Annotated in this window: 17 protein-coding genes; 9 read left to right on the plus strand and 8 right to left on the minus strand. The window is 59.8% G+C overall.

Annotation, left to right across the window (positions count from 1 at the left end):
• Positions 1–25: 25 nt before the first annotated feature.
• Complete coding sequence (locus tag Q7F16_RS01320) at positions 26–667, plus strand: hypothetical protein (protein ID WP_024619838.1); 642 nt, start codon at positions 26–28, stop codon at positions 665–667.
• A gap of 1,107 nt (positions 668–1,774) precedes the next feature.
• Positions 1,775–2,083 (plus strand): DUF3892 domain-containing protein, encoded by a 309-nt coding sequence (locus Q7F16_RS01325; RefSeq protein ID WP_024619836.1) that lies wholly within the window; start codon positions 1,775–1,777, stop codon positions 2,081–2,083.
• 90 nt (positions 2,084–2,173) lie between these two features.
• Here the strand turns inward: Q7F16_RS01325 and Q7F16_RS01330 are convergent, their stop codons facing one another.
• Together Q7F16_RS01330 and Q7F16_RS01335 are read right to left on the minus strand one after the other, a co-directional pair.
• The gene (locus Q7F16_RS01330) at positions 2,174–2,749 is read right to left on the minus strand and encodes a hypothetical protein (RefSeq protein ID WP_024619835.1); all 576 of its coding nucleotides are present in this window, start codon (positions 2,747–2,749) and stop codon (positions 2,174–2,176) included.
• 61 nt (positions 2,750–2,810) lie between these two features.
• Positions 2,811–3,317: a hypothetical protein gene (locus tag Q7F16_RS01335; protein WP_024619834.1), complete on the minus strand. Its 507-nt coding sequence runs from the start codon at positions 3,315–3,317 to the stop codon at positions 2,811–2,813.
• A 1,080-nt stretch (positions 3,318–4,397) separates the two neighbouring features.
• Here Q7F16_RS01335 and Q7F16_RS01340 point away from each other — a divergent pair.
• From Q7F16_RS01340 to Q7F16_RS01365, 6 genes are all read left to right on the plus strand, one after another.
• The gene (locus Q7F16_RS01340; RefSeq protein ID WP_043042188.1) at positions 4,398–4,763 is read left to right on the plus strand and encodes a DUF6124 family protein; all 366 of its coding nucleotides are present in this window, start codon (positions 4,398–4,400) and stop codon (positions 4,761–4,763) included.
• Between the two features lie 297 nt (positions 4,764–5,060).
• Positions 5,061–6,068, plus strand: coding sequence for an ABC transporter substrate-binding protein (locus Q7F16_RS01345; RefSeq protein ID WP_409555456.1), 1,008 nt, complete (start codon positions 5,061–5,063; stop codon positions 6,066–6,068).
• A 111-nt stretch (positions 6,069–6,179) separates the two neighbouring features.
• The gene (locus Q7F16_RS01350) at positions 6,180–7,172 is read left to right on the plus strand and encodes a helix-turn-helix domain-containing protein (RefSeq protein WP_014339219.1); all 993 of its coding nucleotides are present in this window, start codon (positions 6,180–6,182) and stop codon (positions 7,170–7,172) included.
• Positions 7,173–7,241: 69 nt separating this feature from the next.
• Entirely contained in the window at positions 7,242–8,174 is a 933-nt protein-coding gene (locus tag Q7F16_RS01355; protein ID WP_409555457.1) for a SphA family protein, read from the plus strand.
• Between the two features lie 12 nt (positions 8,175–8,186).
• Positions 8,187–9,434 (plus strand): MFS transporter, encoded by a 1,248-nt coding sequence (locus tag Q7F16_RS01360; RefSeq protein WP_409555458.1) that lies wholly within the window; start codon positions 8,187–8,189, stop codon positions 9,432–9,434.
• A 26-nt stretch (positions 9,435–9,460) separates the two neighbouring features.
• Positions 9,461–10,918, plus strand: coding sequence for an amidase (locus Q7F16_RS01365; RefSeq protein WP_409555459.1), 1,458 nt, complete (start codon positions 9,461–9,463; stop codon positions 10,916–10,918).
• Positions 10,919–11,035: 117 nt separating this feature from the next.
• On the opposite strand, the gene phnE (Q7F16_RS01370) is transcribed toward Q7F16_RS01365, so the two are convergent.
• From phnE (Q7F16_RS01370) to ppk2, 6 genes are all read right to left on the minus strand, one after another.
• Positions 11,036–11,803, minus strand: coding sequence for a phosphonate ABC transporter, permease protein PhnE (gene phnE, locus Q7F16_RS01370; protein WP_409555460.1), 768 nt, complete (start codon positions 11,801–11,803; stop codon positions 11,036–11,038).
• Positions 11,800–12,627, minus strand: coding sequence for a phosphonate ABC transporter, permease protein PhnE (gene phnE, locus Q7F16_RS01375; RefSeq protein WP_014339224.1), 828 nt, complete (start codon positions 12,625–12,627; stop codon positions 11,800–11,802). Before phnE (Q7F16_RS01375) ends, phnE (Q7F16_RS01370) begins: the two co-directional genes overlap by 4 nt.
• The gene (locus Q7F16_RS01380) at positions 12,621–13,421 is read right to left on the minus strand and encodes a phosphonate ABC transporter ATP-binding protein (RefSeq protein WP_014339225.1); all 801 of its coding nucleotides are present in this window, start codon (positions 13,419–13,421) and stop codon (positions 12,621–12,623) included. Before Q7F16_RS01380 ends, phnE (Q7F16_RS01375) begins: the two co-directional genes overlap by 7 nt.
• Positions 13,418–14,269 carry a putative selenate ABC transporter substrate-binding protein gene (locus Q7F16_RS01385; protein ID WP_003200995.1) on the minus strand — a complete coding sequence of 284 codons (852 nt, stop codon included), beginning with the start codon at positions 14,267–14,269 and terminating at the stop codon, positions 13,418–13,420. Before Q7F16_RS01385 ends, Q7F16_RS01380 begins: the two co-directional genes overlap by 4 nt.
• 306 nt (positions 14,270–14,575) lie before the next feature.
• A complete protein-coding gene (locus tag Q7F16_RS01390; protein WP_046062173.1) occupies positions 14,576–16,195 on the minus strand; it encodes an inorganic phosphate transporter in 1,620 nt (539 codons plus the stop codon).
• 68 nt (positions 16,196–16,263) lie between these two features.
• Positions 16,264–17,181: a polyphosphate kinase 2 gene (gene ppk2 / locus Q7F16_RS01395; protein WP_046062466.1), complete on the minus strand. Its 918-nt coding sequence runs from the start codon at positions 17,179–17,181 to the stop codon at positions 16,264–16,266.
• A 321-nt stretch (positions 17,182–17,502) separates the two neighbouring features.
• On the opposite strand from ppk2, the gene Q7F16_RS01400 reads away from it, so the two are divergent.
• Positions 17,503–18,438: a Ppx/GppA phosphatase family protein gene (locus Q7F16_RS01400; RefSeq protein WP_409555461.1), complete on the plus strand. Its 936-nt coding sequence runs from the start codon at positions 17,503–17,505 to the stop codon at positions 18,436–18,438.
• Positions 18,439–18,574 lie beyond the last annotated feature (136 nt).

The following is an 18,574-nucleotide window of genomic DNA, read 5'->3' on the forward strand; positions in this document are numbered from 1 at the left end:
TTTGGCTTCGAGTCGAGAGTTCCAAATGAATTTACATAAAAAACTTCAACCAAACCGAAACTCATTTGCGGCGGATCCTTTCGGCTACAGCTCTGCGGCATGGCTCAAATGGGGAATCGCCCAAACACTAGCGGGTTTTCCTGTAGACATCTCAAAACCTCCAACGGCAGAAGATCTCAAGTCCCCGATCCTATGGTTAACCCAGGCAGAAGCCTTGACTCAAGCAGCGGTTGCCGTCATCCAAAATCAACCAGGATTCGACGATATGCCCATTTACATGAGGGGCGTGTGCGATAGCCAATATTGTGCAGTGGGGTTGATGCTCGTTGGCTACAGCCTGGAGGTTTGCCTTAAAGCTATGACGATTCTGCAGAGTGGAGTCGTGGCTTACATGGCGAACGAAAAATCTTTCTATCACCATCGACTGGTAAAACTAGCCGAATTTATTCCAGATCTGAGCGTTAAGGATAAAGCAATTTTACAGACCCTAACCCACTTTACTCTTTGGGCCGGCAGATATCCGGACCCAGGCTCTGGGCGAGTAAAAGATGTTGAGGAGGTATTCAATGTTGCGGAAGAGCACGAAATTGCGGCCAAAGATCTCTTTGCGCTGGCCACACGAGTAATGGGGCATACCCAAACTGTGGTCGATGAAGCTACACGTTAAGCGCGTCAACAGGTAAAACAGTCAATTCGGAAGACATAACGTTTATGATTGGACTTAAGCTACAAAAAGCTTTCCTTAAAGAGGCAAAGGGCAGCAGAGGAGAAATTAAACTTTTTCAGGCGTTCATTCGAGCCTTCAACGCTCTTGGAGTTGACGCACTGGCGAAAGAGTATCACGGCAACCGATACCAAGTTACATTTAACGAGTCTCGAGGCGCGGGACGGGCTACCCCCCGCTGCGAGTTGTGTGACGTGATGATTATTAATTATCCGATTGGTAACCCTAGTGCCGCCCGAGTAACTTTCAATCAAGCAAAAGTCACCGATAACGCTCTGGGGTGTCATCGAACCTTTTCAGCGGCGGCGCCCTACAGCTTTCGTGCGAACTTGGAGCAATGGGACTTACTTTCCAATCGTCCAAATATCAGCTCCGCGTCGAGATCATTTCATCCTCCGTTGAACTTGCTTTCCGGGGCGCTTCTTCCATCGGTTGGTACATTTGGTGTGTTTTACCCCGTAGGCGGTAGTTTCGACTTCGCGTATTTGGTGGCGGACGGCCTCACTGCTCTGCATAACAATGCCAGCCCGTCTGGGACCCTTCTATGGGGAACTCCGCTCCGGAAACTTCGGACCGTTGGAGGTCATGTAGAAGCGACAGGGACCTGCTGTCTCCAGCAGTTCGGACGCGCCTTGGAACGAAACCTTATCGGTACGCCTATCTCAACGCTGGTGTATGGAGCCGCAGCAAATGGGGCCCAAATGCGGGCTTGGCTTACCGAGGTATTGCTGTCACTTCAGCACGAGCATCCTGACTCTCCACTGCCGGAAGAACTGATGAACGGGTTTGAGTTGAGGCAAGAGCCCGAGGAGCAAGAAAACCAAAAGCGCACACATTCTCTGTCGCTTCCCCGGGCCGTAATATTGATTAGGTCAGGAAGCCGCGACCCGAGGGAAGGGGAAGATTATTTATAGCGCGTAAGTACGTGCCGCACGTTGACGCTCTGGACACGCTCTCCTAATGCTTGGAAGCCAGAGTTCCAGGCCATCAATCATGCATAGTTCCGTCACAAATGCACACAACAAACCATAGCCAGTAGGAGATTGAAAAGTGGCAAATTACAACTATTATGTTTCAGCAATTGAATACAATAGCGATAATACCCACATCGCTAAATTGCGAGTTCACGAAGTCGGAAGTGATGGTAAGTTTAAGCCATCTGTAGAGCTAACCCGACCGCAAGTAATTGAGCTGATCAATAAGAAAAAGACCTTCAGCACCATGACCAAAGTTGGTAGCGAATGGAAGCCTGGAGCGAAGCTTGAAATTATTCAGGTAACAACTGACTATCTAAAGACAAAAAAAGATAGCTCTACCAGAGATAACCTTGAAAACCTGCCCTTAATCAAGGACGCGTAAATTTTCTAGGTGGGCGCTAGGGTAAGCAGCACTTGCAGCTGCTTAATCCTTATGCCGATCATCTAGCGATGACGGGACGTGCTACGGAGCCTATGAGTCCGGCCTACTGCCCTTGTAGTGCTCTCTCAGCTCTTCATTTCCGGAGAGCACCTCCATCATGATCTGCATCATGAGGATGGGGCCAGGTGTGATCTCCTCAGGATCGACGTCCCGCCCATCGAAATCAGGGTCAGTTTCGATCTCGACATTAACGATCCACCAGAGCTCTACCTTTCGCATCAAACTCATGACATCCTGGAGTCTCGCCATGAGCGCAAGGTCTTTTCCCGTCAAGACAATTTCCGGCACCTCATGAGCTAATGAGTTGCGTACCTGCTTTAGCTGCTCAAAGAGTTCAATATCTTCTTTATCAATTACTTCCGTATTTTTTAGCCATGTTAATGATGCATAAACAGGACTTTTGTTAAGCGCAAGAACTTTGCATTTGTAATCTGGAGAGATGGTGATTCCATCCGAAGTAAAATCGATGCAGTAGAAATCCCTTAGCCGACCAATGATGGATTCCTTCAGCATTTCAAAGGCTGTTATGTAAAGTGATACAGCAATCAATCGTTCCTGCATCACCGCAGGTGTCAGCAGGTTCTCCCATTGCTTCTCAATGCTCATATCGTCGTCCTGATTGAATTCTACAAGGGTTCGGCGCATCCGAGCAGGGGGTTGGTGATCACTACTGACGTAGCCAGCGCTGCGAACTAATCGCCATGAACTGCCTAATCCCTAACGAACCACGCTCATTCCGGGCTTTTGACCCCGGCTTAGTCAGGGCAGTAACCACCGCATCACGACTGGCCTCGTACATAGCAAAAGCGTTGAAATCAGAGTCAAGTAACACCAACAGCACCGCGTCGAAGGGTTGCGCCAAATCAATAGAACCCAATCGGCCGGATATCTTGGCCGGAGTCACCACGCACCGGCCTTTGATCTGGATATATACAGGGTCGCCATTTCTGATTTCGGTGGCGTCGTAACCGGCCTTTCTGGCGCAATGTAGATCCAGGCCAAGCTTGGTCGCGGCTTCGTATTCAGCCACCTCACCGGTGATACCTAACGGCTTGCCCGTTAACCGGTAGTAGCGCCGGGCAAGTACTTTCGCATCGCGTAAGACTTCAAATATCTCAGCATTGATGGAATCGACGCTGGCTTGGAGGTCATTCGTAACTGGGAGCTGAGCCAAATCTGAGCCTCATTACGCTAGACACCGGGACGCTGAAGATTAGCAGCCATTTAGCGGTGAGTCCGTACGATGTCGAGGACGATGCCTTCTAGGGATAGGAGTCTTTAGAAGGGCTACAACCCCAGCGCCATTACCTGCAACCACCACAGAATCCCCCGGCAGCGCATCCACAGCCCCACCGGTATCTTATCCCCGGTCATCGCTCGCGGTGACCGGGCGGAGCAGCCTGGTGTAGTTCTTAAGTGCCTCTCATTAAGGAACAGGTCGCTTCGCCCGATGTTTGATGGTGCTGTACGCCGTGGCCCCTGGGCACTCCGGCATTGCAAATCCCCGGTTCACACCGCCGTACAGTGCCATCTTTTTAACCGCCAGAGCTTTATGGTAGCTGTGCGAGGTTCAACCCTGCATTGAGTGCGATCTTTCAGCCGGTGACCTCATACAGCTGCATCCCTCCGCCAAGCATCCTTCAAAGCCCACCAAAAGCGGTCGAGGGCCGAAGCCAGTAGCCTAAAACGATCGCCTCCAACCTCAAACCCTCGACCGAGAAGCACGTCGTTACTGCTCTCAGATGTAGGAAAGTTCCCCAAGACATCCGCCAGCGTATTATCTACGGCCTGATCTCGTTTAATATCGATGCCCCCGAAGCGCCCTATAAGACACTGTATTTGCAACAATACAGTCCCAAGAAATAACCAAGAAAAGTCGCCTCGTTTAATTGCCGTAAACATATCCAGCGCGACACGTTTAAATACATTCCACATTACGCCCTAAAGGCTACGAGACCTTGCGTCCTTACTTACGCATGCGTCAGAATCCGCTGGCTTGTGCGCTTTGCCCCTGGCCTCTATCGTTTACCTGCCACTGCCCATCAGTGGTCGGGTTTAGTAGCCCATAGGTTTGGTAAGGTGCATGAGCACCATTCAGTCAGGTTACTTCTGTTCCTGCACTAATGGTGGTTGTGCGCAGGGCGCCCTCGGGCGCGCCGGTTTTGCCAATTCCTCCGGTCTACTAACCTGCGTACAGCCGCCACCCTTCTTTTAGTAGAGAACGGTTGCAGCTCCAATGTAGGAATTGTCAATTATGTTCAAAGTAACTCCGAACCCCCCAGATATCGATTCGGTACTCTACGGCGACTCTCTCGACCCCGAAAAATTGAAAGAGGCGGCAGACCGCGCGCTCAAGCACTACCTGAACCCCGGGGCAACGAAAACGCAGATACAGCCCCGCAAACCCAGCACGATCTTCACCATCGACGCAGCGGTGGATGATGAAACGTTGCTCGTTGAGGCGTGCGAATCCTTGGCATCCGCCAGCGTGATGGTCAGCGACCTCACCGATTTGACGGACGGCCCACGACGCCAAACGATGCTGGTGCTGCAACGGGTCATCATGTTGGGTGAGTTAGCGGTCAATCGAGTACTGGATAACCACAGGCTACCTGGGTAGTCGCCAGGTAATGTTGCGGGGGCGTCGCAAGCGCCCTCACAACAAAAGAGTCAGCAAGCACTACAAGGTCTCTTGCTTCTTCTGTTCAGCAACACGGCCAATGCAAGCACGCCAATGAACCCTCGCGCCAGAGCCCGGACTTTTCGCGCTCGGCATCAGCAGTGACGATATTCAGACTGGCTTGGGATAAATACTTAGGTGCTATTGATATTCTATTAAGATACTTAAATTAATATTCTTATAGCTTTAAAGTCGTGATCTTCAGTCTTTTCCACTTACTGTGAGGTTCACCAGACCATGGCTTTCAAGCGTTCTGCGCTCACCTTGTTAGTTTCCCTGGCGGCCACGGCGCTGCTCAATCCCCTGGCCCACGCCGAAGGCAAGATCAGCATCGCCCAGCAATTCGGCATTGGCTACCTGATCCTCGACGTGGTGCGTGACCAGCAGTTGATCGAGAAACATGGCAAGGCCCAGGGCATCGACATCGAGGTGGACTGGAACAGCATTTCCGGCGCAACGGCAATGAACGAGGCCTTGCTGACCGGTGCCCTGGATGTGGTGTCGGCGGGCGTTCCGCCGATGCTGACGATCTGGGATCGGACCCGCGGCAAGCAGAACGTCAAGGCCATCGCCTCGCTGGGGTCGATGCCCAACTATCTGTTGACCAATAACCCGAACGTGAAAAGCCTCAAGGACTTCACCGAAAAGGACCGGATCGCCGTCCCGGCGGCGGGCGTCGGGTTCCAGTCGCGCACGCTGCAGATCGAAACCGCCAAGGTGTTCGGGAGCGATCACTTCAAGAAGTTCGACGATATCTCGGTCAGCCTCCCGCACCCGGATGCGACGGCGGCGCTGATCGCCGGTCAGTCGGAAATCAATTCGCACTTCTCCAGCCCACCGTTCCAGTACCAGGCACTGCAAAGCCCCAACGTGCACAAGGTGCTCAGCTCCTATGATGTACTGGGCGGGCCGGCGACGTTCAACGTGCTCTACACCACGGAAAAATTCCACGACGAAAACCCCAAGACCTACAAGGCGTTCTACGACGCCCTGGTGGAGGCGCAAGGCATCATCAAGGCCGACAAGCCGGCCGCAGCCCAGACCTACATCCGCGTAGAGCAGTCCAAGTTGCCGCTGCCGCTGGTGGAAAAAATCGTCACTGACCCCGAAATCGACTTCACCGTCGTCCCGCAACGCACCTACATCTATGCCGAGAAACTGCATGAACTGGGCGTGCTGAAAAACCAGGCCGACAGCTGGAAGGACTATTTCTTTGAAGAGGCCCATGCCGGTGCCGGCAGTTGAGTCCTGAGCGATTATCCGTTTTCGGCACAATCGCCCGACCGGCCCACGGGGCGGAATGGAACTTGCCTGAGCATTGACCCATAAGCCCTGGAATCATCAAAGGTCGGGTCAATGAACAATTACAACATGACGCAGCCAGCGGTCTCGTCGGATCTGTTGCCGACGCTGCCGATCAATCGGTTTCGTACCGCAGACATCGACGAGCACGCCCGCAACATGGGCGGCTGGCAGGTTTGCTATGACCAGTTGACCCCCGGGCGCTTTGAAGGCGAGTTGATCGAGTTCCGCTCGGACTGGATGCAACTGGTACGCGACCGCTCTAATCAGGCCATGACCAAGCAAGGCATGGCCTGGGAGGGCGCCATCACCTTTAGCGTGCCGCTGAGTGCCGATGGGCCGGTCTTTTGCTCCGGGCACCCGATTATCGAGCCCAGCCTGTTGGTCGCCCGTGGCCAAAACCTGCCCGAGCTGCGCACACCGCAGCATCTCGACCTGCTCGGTGTCGCCATCGACGAGCAGGCGTTGGAGCATGTGCTGGAACGACAGGGCAGTCGCTTTCGAATTACCGATCTTCCCAAGTGTTACCGTCTCGGCAACTCGACGCTGCCCGCCGAGCTTGCGGCGTTGTTCGATGAGCTTGAAGGCGGCGAGCAGGGGCGTGACTCGTTACTGGGTTACGAGTCGATCCGCCGTGGCCTGCGTGACACGGTGATGCTGCACATACTGGAACTGGTGGCCCCGGATGAGGCGCCGCCGCTCAACCCCACGGCGCGCAAGCGCATGGTCGACCGTGCCCGGGAATATGCCTTGACCCATGTCGATGAGCCGCTGTCGATCCTCGACCTGTGCAACCACATCGGTGCCAGCCGGCGAAAACTGCAGTATTGCTTCCAGGAGACGCTGGGCATCAACCCCGTGGCCTATTTGCGGGCGTTGCGCCTCAATGCCGTGCGTCGTGAACTGCGCAGCGGCGGCCATGCCCAGGGTGTACAGGAGGTGGCAGCACGCTGGGGCTTCTGGCATTTGAGCCGGTTTTCCAGCGACTATCGAGTGCTGTTCGGCGAGACACCTTCACAAACCCTGCGTCGCACGCATCTGTGCTGAAAACGGATAACGGCTGACTGGCCGGCTCCCTAGGATGACCCCAACACCACAGGGTTGGAGGGGCATTCGATGAATCAAAATAAAAAAGCAAACGCCTGGCGCTGTATTGGGTTGAGTTTGGGGCTGATCGGTGCGTGTGGCGCTGCCCATGGCACCGAAAACGGTGCGCCGACCACGGCGTTCGGGGTCTACGATTTCGGCGCGGGGATGATGCCGCCGGCCACGCCCTTTGGCACCGTCGGCCTGCGCACCGCGTTCTACTCGGCCAACGTGCAGAAGGATCGTCACGGTAAGTCCGTGGACAACAATTTGTCCCTGGATATCTTGTCCATCGGCGTTGCCTACATGCGCATGACCGATTACACCGTGCTGGGCGCCAAGTATGGCTTCGGCGCCGTCGTGCCGTTTTTCCAGATGGACGCTTCGCTACAGGTGCAGACCCCTGTCGGGCCGCTGGACCTGGAAGCCGATCCGTTTCGCATGGCCGATATACAGGTGCTGCCGGTGATCCTGCAGTGGACCTTGTCGCCGAACCTGTTCGTCAACGCCCAGTTCCAGATCCAGGCCCCCACGGGCGACTACGACAAGGATCGCTTGATCTCACCGGGTCTCAACCACTGGACCTTCTCGCCGATCCTCAACGCCACCTACATCTCCGACAGCGGCTTCGAAGTGTCTTCCAGTTTCGAAGCCGACATCAACACCCGCAACCACGCCACCGACTACAAGAATGGCGTCGAGTACCGTCACGAATTCGCCGTGGGCCAACACGTCGGCCCATGGACCGTCGGCGTGGGCGGTTTTTACTACCGGCAATTCACCGACGACGATGCGCCGGGCCTGGAAGCGGGCAATCGCGCCCGGGTGTTGGCGGTCGGGCCGGCGGTGAGCTACTTCAAGCCCGGCATGCCCCCGGTGTGGCTGCACGTCTACAAGGAGCTCGATGCGCGCAACCGCGCCGAGGGCTACACCACGGCGCTGCGTATTTCTCACAGTTTCTAAAAGGGGCTCGCCATGAACCAATCAAATTCCGTTTCACCGGCGGCCACCCCGTCGCGCCAGGCCGGTTGGCGCGAAGGCGGGGTGCTGATGCTGGGCAGCAGCCTGACGATCATGGGCGCGGTGATGGTCACGCCCATCCTGCCCAGATTGGGCGCCGAATTCGGTCCCATGGAACCGCGCGCCGATCTGTTGGTGCCGTTGGCGATTACCGGCCCGGCTTTGGCGATTGCCGTGTGCGCACCGTTGGCTGGCTGGTTGGCCGACCGGGTTGGGCGCAAGGCGTTGCTGGTGATTGCCACGGTGCTCTACGCCTTGCTCGGTGCGCTGCCGGCCATGCTCGACAGCCTGCCTTCGATTGTCGGTGCGCGGCTGTTGTTCGGGTGCACGGAGGCAGCGGTGATGACCTGCTGCGCAACCTTGATCGCTGACTATTGGCAGGGCGAGGAGCGGCTGCGCTACGTCAACCGGCAGGTGGTGACCATCGGCCTGGTGGGCGCGCTGTTTTTCGTGGTGGGCGGTGTGCTCGGCGAGCATTCGTGGCGTGCGCCGTTCCTGTTGTATCTGCTGCCACTGCTGCTGGTGCCGGCCATGATGAAAGTGCTCTGGGAACCGCCGGTGGCGACGCGGCAAATGGTCGAGCAGCGCGTCGATGAGTCGGGGCCGGCCAAGGTCGCCGTGCTGCAACTGCTGGTCGGCTACCTGATGATCCTGGGCGGTATGGTCCTGACGTTCATCATGCCGATCCAGGCGCCGACGCTGCTGGTCAGCCTGGGCATTACCTCCAGCACGATGATCGGCCTGGCCGCGGGGTTGAGCCTGTTGGCGACCTTGGGCGGTTCGCTGATGTGGCCGTTACTGCGCCGCCGCTTCGGCATCGCCGGTTGCAACTCGCTGTTGCTCGGCCTGATGGGCCTGGGTCTGTGGCTGCTGATGCGCGGGCAAAGCTACAACGAAGTGCTGGTGGCGGTGTTCATCCAGGGTCTGGGAGCCGGGTTGCTGGTGCCCAACGTGATGGCGCCGGTGATGAATGCCTTGACCGCCAGCACCCGCGGCCGGGGCATGGGCGGGTTTACCTCGTGCCTGTACATCGGCCAATTCGTCAGTCCGCTGGTGGTGGCCTTGGTGATTGTCTTCGCCGGTGACCTGCGTCACGCCATCCAGTGGCTGGCCCTGGCCAGTTTTGCCTTGGCGCTGCTCTGGGTCGTTGTCGGCCTGCGTGCACGCGTCCAGGGACAGGCGCGCACTGTCGGGTCACATTAATCGTCATGACACAAGGAACCTGAAACATGGGTATGCAAGACATCCACCACCTGATGGACATTGAAGACGCCACGGCGCTGGCCGAGTGGGTCAGGCGTGGCGAAGTCCAGCCCGACGAACTGCTGGAGACGGCCATCGAGCGCCTGGAACGGGTCGAGCCGCAGCTCAATGCGGTGGCCGAGCGTTTGTACGATTCGGCTCGGCAGGCGGCGCGTACGCCACAGGTTGGCCAGGGCCTGCTGGCCGGTGTGCCGACCTTGATCAAAGACCTGTTTTCACCGGTCCACGGCGCGGCGATGACTAACGGCTCACGCGCGTTGGGCAACTTCCGTGCGGATTTCGAGTCGGAAATCGTCGCGCGTCTGCGGCGTGCCGGATGCCAGGTGATGGGCACCAGTACGTCGCCGGAGTTCGGTACGTCGTACTCCACCGAGTCCGCGCGCTTCGGCGCTACGCGCAATCCCTGGAGCATCGACCACAGCGCCGGTGGCTCCAGCGGGGGCGCGGCGGCACTGGTAGCGGCCCGCGTGGTGCCGTTTGCCCATGGCAACGACGGTGGCGGTTCATTGCGCGTGCCGGCGTCTTGCTGTGGCGTGTTCGGGTTCAAGCCCAGCCGTGGCTTGCTGCCATCGGGGCCGATGGTGGGCGAGGGTTGGGCGGGGATGGGCACGCCTCATGCGATCACCTTGTCGGTGCGCGACAGTGCGGCGCTGCTGGACGCCACCGCCGGGATGGACCTGGGTGCGCCGTACGCCGCGCCGATCCAGGTGTTGCCGTATGTGATGGCGGTGCAGGCCGATCCCAAGCCGCTGCGCATTGCCCTGGTCGAGCAGCTCGGGCCTTGGCCTACGTCACCCCAGAGCCTTCAGGCGGTGGGCGAGGCCGCGCGGTTGTGCGAGTCGTTGGGGCATCGTGTCGAACCGGTGAGCCTGCCGGTGGCGTTGCTGGAGTTTCTCGACCACGTGTTCACCATCATTGGTGCCAGCACCCGTCATTATGTCGACCTGCTGGGTCAGATGCGTGGGTTTGCGGTGCAGGCGGAAGAACTTGAAGTGCGTACCCGGATCATCTTGCGAGACAAGGGCGACGTCAGCGGCGCCCAATATGCTGCGGCGGTGGAATGGATTCATGCCCTCGGCCGGCAACTGGCCGCGTTCATGCAGGATTACGACGTGATCCTGACCCCGGTCCTGACCCGTGAGCCGACGCCGATTGGCGAACTGGATCTGCAGGATGTGTGCATGAGCCTGGATCAACTGATCGAGCGCTACCACAGCTATTCGCCGTTCACCGCGCTGTTCAATGCCAGCGGCCAACCGGCGATGTCAGTGCCGTTGTCCTGGAGCGCCAATGGCCTGCCGATGGGGGCGCATTTTGCCGGTCGCTTTGGCGAGGAAAGCACCTTGCTGGCCCTGGCCGCCCAACTGGAGCGCGCCCAACCGTGGCGCGGCCGAGTCCCACCGGTCAACGCCTGCAGGCGTTAAAACTGTGAGCGAGCTTGCTCGCGATAGGGCCCGATCAGTCAATATCGCGAGCAAACCCGCTCCCACAGGTTGCGTGGCTTCACTGAAATCAGTGGGAGGGTATTGTGCCCCAGGATCTCAAGCCTTGACCCAACGTTGGCGACTCCAGCCGCTCAACGTATCGACCGCTAAAACCAGCAACAGCATCGCCAGGATCACCGTGCTGCCTTGGGCTTCCTGGAACAGGCTGAGGCTGATGTAGAGCATTTGCCCCAAGCCCCCGGCGCCGACGAAGCCGAGCACGCTGGCCATGCGGATATTGTTTTCCCAGCGGTACAAGACATAGGCCAGTAGCTGGGGCAGGAGATTGGGCAGTGTGCCGTAGCAGAACGCCAATACCGCATTGCCACCTTGCAGGCGGATGGCATCGGCCGGTTCGGAAGGGGTATTTTCCAGGGCTTCGGCGAACAGCCGGCCGAGCACGCCAGTGGTGTGCAGGGCCAAGGCCAGGGTGCCGGCATTGGGGCCGAGCCCGGCGGCGAGGACCATCAGCGCGGCCCACACCAGTTCCGGGACGGCGCGCAAGGCATTGAGCACCAGCCGCGAAGCACTCTGCAGGGGCCAGCCGAAGCGCCCGGCCGCAGGCAAGGCCAACAGCAGGCCGAATACCGCCGCGAGCAGGGTGCCAAGGGCCGACATGGCCAGGGTTTCCAAGGCGCCGTGACCGATCGCCTTCAGATGACCCGGGCTCAGGTCCGGGCTGAGAAAGCGCTGCGCATAAGCGCCCATCTGGTGCAGATTGCCGCTGTTGCCGAGTTCGCCCAGGTCGATGCCCAGGTAGACGAACGAGGCGACGACCGCCGCGCCGATGCACAGGACCATGACCACGTTGAACAGGCGGTTCATGCCAGCCTCCAGCGCAGCAGGCGGCTGAGTTGATCGGCAAACAGCACCAGTATCAGGAACGTCAGCAGCAGGCTGGCCACTTCACCGCCGGCGAACATGCGCAGCGACAGGTCCATCTGCTGGCCCAGGCCCCCGGCACCGACGAAGCCCATCACCACCGAGGCGCGAATGGCGCATTCCCAGCGATACACTGTGTACGATAACAACTCCGCCGCGACATTGGGCAGGATCCCGTAGCAGAAGGCCGCGAGTCGGCTGCTGCCCGATTGCAAGAGTGCGTGGGCCGGACGTTGGTCGACCGACTCGTAGATTTCCGCGTAGACCTTGCCCAGCATGCCGCTGTAGGTAATGGCGATCGCCAGTACGCCGGCGGTGGGGCCGAGGCCGACGGCACGGACGAAGAGCAACGCCCAGACGATTTCCGGGACGCTGCGCAGGAAGATCAGCAGGCCGCGCACTGGCCAGCGCAGCAGTTGGCCCCAATAGCCCGGGTGCCCGGCACGGGAGGCCGCCGACAGCGACAGGGCGCGGCTGGCCAGCAGGCTCGCGGGCACCGCCAACAGCAACGCCAGGGCCATGCCGGCCGTGGCGATCGCCAGCGTCTGCAAGGTGGCTTGCCACAGCAGCTCGACAAATTCGTCGCCATGGGCTGGAGGCCAGAAGGCCGCTACAAACCGGCCCATCTCGCTCTGGCTGTCGCTCGCCACCAGCACGCTGAGGTCCAGTTCGCTGAACTGGATGCCTGGCCACAGCAGGACGAGGGCCAGCAGAGTGAGCAGCAGGCGCGGGCGGGTGGCGGGGTCTCGGGTATCGCGTGTCAGCATCGGGGAATCTGCACGCTCAAGGACGCGTGGGGCGTTGTGGGCGAAGACTGCAGCTGTTCGTTGGCGTAGAGCGTGTCGAGCAACTGACGGTCCACGGCTTCGGTTGGCAGGTCGAACAGGATCTGTCCATCACGCAGGCCAATGACCCGGGAGAAGTGCGCCAAGGCCAGTTCCACCGCGTGCAGGCTGGCGACCAGGGTCACGTTGTGCTCCCGGGCATGGCGACACAGCACCGAAAGCGTGTGCTGGGCCAATACCGGGTCCATGGCCGAAACCGGTTCATCGGCCAGTAGCACCTCTGGCGCCTGGTACAACACCCGGGCAATGCCTACGCGTTGCAGCTGTCCGCCCGACAGCTGCTGGCATTGCGCGAACAGTTTGTCGCCCAGGTCCAGCCGGGCCAACGCCGCCCTGGCGCCTGGAATATCCAGCGGATGCAGCAGGTTCAACAGGCTTTTGCCGATGCCCCACTGACCGAGCTTTCCGGCCAGGACCGCCGTGACCACGCGTTGACGTGGCGGCAGCGGCGGCGATTGGTGGATCAGGCCGATGCGCGCGCGCAGGCGCTGACGCTGGCGGGCAGACAGCTGCCAGGCGCGTTCGCCGAGCAACTGCAGCTCGCCGTTACCCGGGCGCAGGGCAGTGGCCAGCAGGTTGAGCAGGCTCGACTTGCCCGCGCCGGACGGGCCGATGATGGCGACCTGTTCGCCGGCACCGATGTGCAGGTCGATGCCCCGCAGCGCCTGGACGCCGTTGGCGTGGGTAACGCTGACCTGGGTCAGTTGCAGGGTCATTTGAGCAGTTCGGCGGCGCGCGCGGCTTCCTCGATGCCCTTGTAGTTCTCAGGCTTGGTTTCGATGAAGCGACTGGCGGCCTGCAGATCGAGGATTTCCTTGTCCTTCGGGTTGGCCGGATCAAGTGCCAGGAACGCGGCCTTTATCTTCGCCGCCAACGCTGGGTCGAGGGTTCCGCGCACCGTCCAGTTGTAGTCGAAGTAGGCTGGGGTGGTGGCGAAGACCTTGACCTTGGTCGTGTCGACCTTGCCGGCAGCAACCAGTTTTTCCCAGACGCTGGCGTTCAGCACCCCAGCGTCGACCTTGCCGGCTTGGACCCAGGCGACGGTGGCGTCATGGGCGCCCGAGTAGCCCACGCGACTGAAGTAGCTTTCCGGCTTGATGCCGTCCTTGAGCATGAAATAGCGCGGCATGAGGCTGCCGGACGTCGACGACACCGAACCGAAGGCAAAGGTCTTGCCCTTGAGGTCGGCGAGGGATTTGACGGCTGGGTCGGCAGTGATGAATTTGCTGGTGAACTGGGCGTCCTGTTCGCGCTGGACCAAGGGGATGGCGTTGCCGGTTTTCAGGCGTGCCTGCACGAAGGTGAAGCCACCCAGCCAAGCCATGTCGATCCGGTCGGTGGCCAGCGCCTCGACCACGGCGGGGTAGTCGCTGACGGGCACGAACTCGACTTTCATGCCGGTTTGCTGTTCCAGGTAGGCGCCCAGCGGCTTGAACTTGCGCAGCAGTTCGGTCGGGGCCTCATCGGGAATCGCACTGACTTTCAGGGTGTCGGCGGCCTGGGTCAGCAGGCTGCAAAAAGACAGGGCAACGCCGACGGCCAATGCCAGGGAACGCTTGAGCATGGAGGATCTCCGGTACAGGAAGGCAAGGAATGGTGAAGCATCACGCCCACGAGGACGGTACGCCGCTCTGTGAGGGTAGACGAAGGAGCGCGATATTAACCGTTTCTGGCCTTGAACTCACCCATTGCCCTGTGGCGAGGGAGCTTGCTCCCGCTGGCCCGCGCAGCGGGCCCCAGCATGCTTACAGGCGGACCGCGTTGTCTGGTTTTGCGACTGCTGCGCAGCCGAGCGGGAGCAAGCTCCCTCGCCACAGGTTCTGGGTTGTCTGGGCTGACGCCATCGCGAGCAAGCTCGCTCCCACATTTGTCAGAACAGCTTGGTGAACAACCAGTAGAGGCTGCCGGACAGCAGGATGGCAGCAGGCAGCGTCAGTACCCAGGCCATCACCAGGTTGCGGATGGTGCGCATCTGCAAGCCGGACCCGTTGGCGACCATGGTGCCGGCCACGCCGGAGGACAACACATGGGTCGTGGACACCGGCAAACCGAACATGTCGGCGGCGCCAATAGTCAGCATGGCGACGGTTTCGGCCGAGGCACCTTGGGCGTAGGTCAGGTGAGACTTGCCGATTTTCTCACCCACCGTCACCACGATGCGCTTCCAGCCGACCATGGTGCCCAGGCCGAGGGCGATGGCCACGGCGATTTTCACCCACAGTGGAATGAACCGCGTGGAATTGTCGATCTGCTGCTTGAACAATTGCAGCTGGGCACTGGTGTCGGCGTCGAAGTTGCCGACCTTGTTCTTGTCCATCAGGCGAATGGTTTCGCTGGTCAGGTACATGTCGTTGCGCACGTTGCCCACGGCTTCGGCGGGGACCTTGGCCAGCGAGCCGTAGCCCTTGACCTCGGCGCCGATGCTGCCGGTCATGGCGGCCAGCGCCGGTACCAATTGCGGCGTCGCTTCCTTGCTGCCCACGTAGGCGGAAAGGATCGCTCGCGGATTTGCCGGGGCCGGCAGCGGCGAGTGCTTGGCCAAGGCTTGCTGGGTAACTTGCGCCACGGCGGCGAATTGCAGCGCCTGGTCGGCCGGCATGGTGCGGTTCAGCGCATACGCCATCGGCAGGGTACCGACCAGAATCAGCATGATCAGGCCCATGCCTTTCTGGCCGTCGTTGGAGCCGTGGGCGAATGACACGCCGGTGCAGGTCAGGATCAGCATGCCGCGAATCCACCAGGGCGGCGGAGTATTGCCTTCCGGGGCCTTGTACAGCGAGCGGTTCTTGACGAAGGCCCGCAGTGCCAGCAGCAGCAATGCAGCGCAACCGAAGCCCACCAGCGGTGACAACAGCAACGCATAGCCGATCTTGGTCGCCTGGGCCCAGTCCACACCGCTGGTGCCGTCACGCCCGTGCATCAGGGCATTGGCGACACCCACGCCGATGATCGAGCCGATCAGGGTATGGGACGACGACGCCGGCAAGCCCAGCCACCAGGTGCCCAGGTTCCACAGGATGGCGGCGATCAGCAGGGCGAAGATCATCGCGAAGCCGGCAGAGGAGCCGACTTGCAGGATCAGTTCCACCGGCAGCAGGGCGATGATGCCGAAGGCCACGGCGCCGCTGGAGAGCAGCACTCCGAGGAAGTTGAAGAAGCCTGACCAGGCCACGGCGAAGTTCGGCGCCATGGAATTGGTATAAATGACGGTGGCCACGGCGTTGGCGGTGTCGTGGAAACCGTTGACGAATTCGAAGCCAAGGGCAATCAGCAGCGCCACGCCCAACAGCAGGAACGGCGTCCAGGTGGTCACCACGGTGCCGAGTTCGCTCATGTCGTGCATCAGGCTGTAGGCGGTAAACAGCAGGCCGCTGCCCAGTACGGCGAAAAACACCACCAGGGTGATCACGCTCGGTTTGCGGTTGAGTTGCGGTCTTGAACTGGGGGCGATGGCACTCGATGAGTCCATGACCAGGGTCTGGTTTGTCATGATGAAATCCGATTCAGTGAGCGGTGGAAGTGAGAGGCTCGGTGCCGGGCGTCCCTGCCTGGCCGGCCTTAATAGACCCGGGGCACGATGAGCTCCGGTGGCGTCGGACTGCGGGAGTAGTCTTGCTGTCGTACCCGCTGCGGCAGTTCGATGGCCGGCAGTTGCACCTCTTCATAGGGCATTTGCCCAAGCAGGTGATGGATGCAGTTGAGCCGGGCTTTTTTCTTGTCGTCGGCGTGCACCACCCACCAAGGGGCCTCGCTGATGTGCGTGCGTTCGAGCATGATTTCCTTGGCCTTGGTATAGGCCTCCCAGCGTCGACGGGACTCCAGGTCCATGGGGCTGAGCTTCCATTGCTTGAGCGGGTCATGGATGCGACTGAGAAAGCGCAGGTGCTGTTCCTGGTCGGAAATGGAGAACCAGTACTTGATCAACTGGATGCCGGAGCGGGCGAGCATCCGCTCGAATTCCGGCACGGTACGAAAAAACTCCTCGTACTGGTCGGCGGTGCAGAACCCCATGACTTGTTCGACGCCGGCGCGGTTGTACCAGCTGCGGTCGAACAGCACGATTTCACCCGCCGCTGGCAGGTGCGAAACGTAGCGCTGGAAGTACCATTGGGTCCGTTCGCGGTCGTTGGGGGCGGGCAGGGCCGCAACGCGACAGACCCGGGGATTGAGTCGCTGGGTGATGCGCTTGATCACACCACCCTTGCCGGCAGCGTCGCGTCCTTCGAAGAGGATCACGACCTTGTGCCCGGTCTTGACCACCCAGCTTTGCAGCTTCACCAATTCGCCTTGAAGGCGGAACAGTTCGCTGAAATACCGTCGGCGGATTTCCTTCTCGCTGCTATCCGGGGAGTGCTCATCGAACAAGTCGTTCAAGTCATGCCCGTCTTCGGATAACTCCAGCTCCAGTTCTTCGTCACTGTGATCGAGCAGTTCACGGTGGATGCGTTGTACCAAGGTGTCCTGGGTTGAAAGCATGATGGAAAACTCGGTCGTGGAGGCGCCATCCACGCTAGTTGCATTTTGTTACATAGTGGTGACCGTCATCTGTGCTTCACGCGCTTTCCCCCGGCTAAAACGTTTATCTGTGGGAGGATGCCAGCACGATCAGGTTTTATCGATTACGCTCGAAGGCGCGGGGCTCACCCGAAATTTCGCCGGCACGCGTCTGTTTTTTCATGGTCGAGCGCCAGGGGTGTCATCCAGGTGTCATCGAAGCCGTGGCAGGATCCTCGCAAACCATCGTGGGAAGTCCGGCGGCGCTTGTGCCTGCTGGCTGATGAATCAAGGAACACCGCTATGAAAGGCGACGCCCCCCTGTTCGCGGCCATTGACCTGGGCTCTAACGCCTTCCGCCTGATGATTGGCCAGTCGGTCAGGCGCAATCGACAGTTGGTGATCCAGGAAGTGAAGACCCTGCGTGAGCCGGTCCGATTGGCCGAGGGCCTGCAGGCCGGGGCTTTGGACGAGTTGGCGCTGGATCGGGGCTGGCAGGCGCTCGCTCGATTCGGCAAAAAACTGCGTGGCTTTGAAGCCGGACGGGTGCGGGCGGTGGCGACCAGTGCCGTGCGCGAAGCGGCGAATGCCCAGTTGTTCCTGGCTAGTGCCGAGCGGCACCTGGGGTTTCGGATCGACGTGCTGTCCGGGCATGAAGAAGCCCGGCTGGTGTACGCCGGTGTTGCCCACACGGTGCCCGGTGTCGAGCACACGCGGCTGGTGGTGGACATCGGCGGCGGCTCGACCGAACTGATTCTGGGGCAGGGCGCTCAACCGCTAGTGACGGAAAGCATCGCTATTGGCAGTGGCACCTTTGGCGCGCGTTACTTTCCGGGTGGATGCATCACCGCTCAGGCCTTGTTGGAGGCTGAGCGAGTGGCTGTGCTGCAGTTTGAAAAAGTGGCGGCTGGTTATCGCGCCCAGGGCTGGCAGCAGGCGATCGGTTCTTCCGGTACGGCGCGGATGTTGGCCAAAGTGCTCAAGGCCAATGGCCTCAACGATTTCGGGCGAGGCGGCATTACCTACAGTGGGTTGTTGCGTTTGTCGTTGCGACTGTTGGAGGTCGGCCATGTCGACCAGCTCAGATTGGCTGGTTTGCAGAGCCATCGCCTGGGCATCCTGCCCGGTGGCCTGGCGATCATGCTGGCGGCGTTCAAGGTTTTCGGTATCTCGCAGATGATTGCTTCCGAGCCCGGCCTGAGGTTCGGCGTTCTTCATGGCCTGATGCATCAACACTGATCACGGACGGTTGCCGTTTATCAACGACGGTCAAGTTTCGAGCATCAGCGCCTCTTCGGTGACCCCTTCCTTGCCAGATCATCCAGCATTTCATCGCCTGGGCCGCCGGTACGTCCGGTTATCGCAAAGCGTGGGC

The sequence above is a fragment of the Pseudomonas sp. Lb2C2 genome, assembly GCF_052112205.1.
Classification (GTDB): domain Bacteria; phylum Pseudomonadota; class Gammaproteobacteria; order Pseudomonadales; family Pseudomonadaceae; genus Aquipseudomonas; species Aquipseudomonas kilonensis.

Coding starts and splice junctions, on each gene's coding strand:
- Q7F16_RS01345 (WP_409555456.1), top strand. CDS start 5,061: ATGGCTTTCAAGCGTTCTGCGCTCACCTTGTTAGTTTCCCTGGCGGCC.
- Q7F16_RS01385 (WP_003200995.1), bottom strand. CDS start 14,269: ATGCTCAAGCGTTCCCTGGCATTGGCCGTCGGCGTTGCCCTGTCTTTT.
- Q7F16_RS01350 (WP_014339219.1), top strand. CDS start 6,180: ATGAACAATTACAACATGACGCAGCCAGCGGTCTCGTCGGATCTGTTG.
- phnE (WP_014339224.1), bottom strand. CDS start 12,627: ATGCTGACACGCGATACCCGAGACCCCGCCACCCGCCCGCGCCTGCTG.
- phnE (WP_409555460.1), bottom strand. CDS start 11,803: ATGAACCGCCTGTTCAACGTGGTCATGGTCCTGTGCATCGGCGCGGCG.
- Q7F16_RS01360 (WP_409555458.1), top strand. CDS start 8,187: ATGAACCAATCAAATTCCGTTTCACCGGCGGCCACCCCGTCGCGCCAG.
- Q7F16_RS01380 (WP_014339225.1), bottom strand. CDS start 13,421: ATGACCCTGCAACTGACCCAGGTCAGCGTTACCCACGCCAACGGCGTC.
- Q7F16_RS01390 (WP_046062173.1), bottom strand. CDS start 16,195: ATGACAAACCAGACCCTGGTCATGGACTCATCGAGTGCCATCGCCCCC.
- Q7F16_RS01365 (WP_409555459.1), top strand. CDS start 9,461: ATGGGTATGCAAGACATCCACCACCTGATGGACATTGAAGACGCCACG.
- Q7F16_RS01400 (WP_409555461.1), top strand. CDS start 17,503: ATGAAAGGCGACGCCCCCCTGTTCGCGGCCATTGACCTGGGCTCTAAC.
- ppk2 (WP_046062466.1), bottom strand. CDS start 17,181: ATGCTTTCAACCCAGGACACCTTGGTACAACGCATCCACCGTGAACTG.
- Q7F16_RS01320 (WP_024619838.1), top strand. CDS start 26: ATGAATTTACATAAAAAACTTCAACCAAACCGAAACTCATTTGCGGCG.
- Q7F16_RS01355 (WP_409555457.1), top strand. CDS start 7,242: ATGAATCAAAATAAAAAAGCAAACGCCTGGCGCTGTATTGGGTTGAGT.
- Q7F16_RS01340 (WP_043042188.1), top strand. CDS start 4,398: ATGTTCAAAGTAACTCCGAACCCCCCAGATATCGATTCGGTACTCTAC.
- Q7F16_RS01330 (WP_024619835.1), bottom strand. CDS start 2,749: ATGAGCATTGAGAAGCAATGGGAGAACCTGCTGACACCTGCGGTGATG.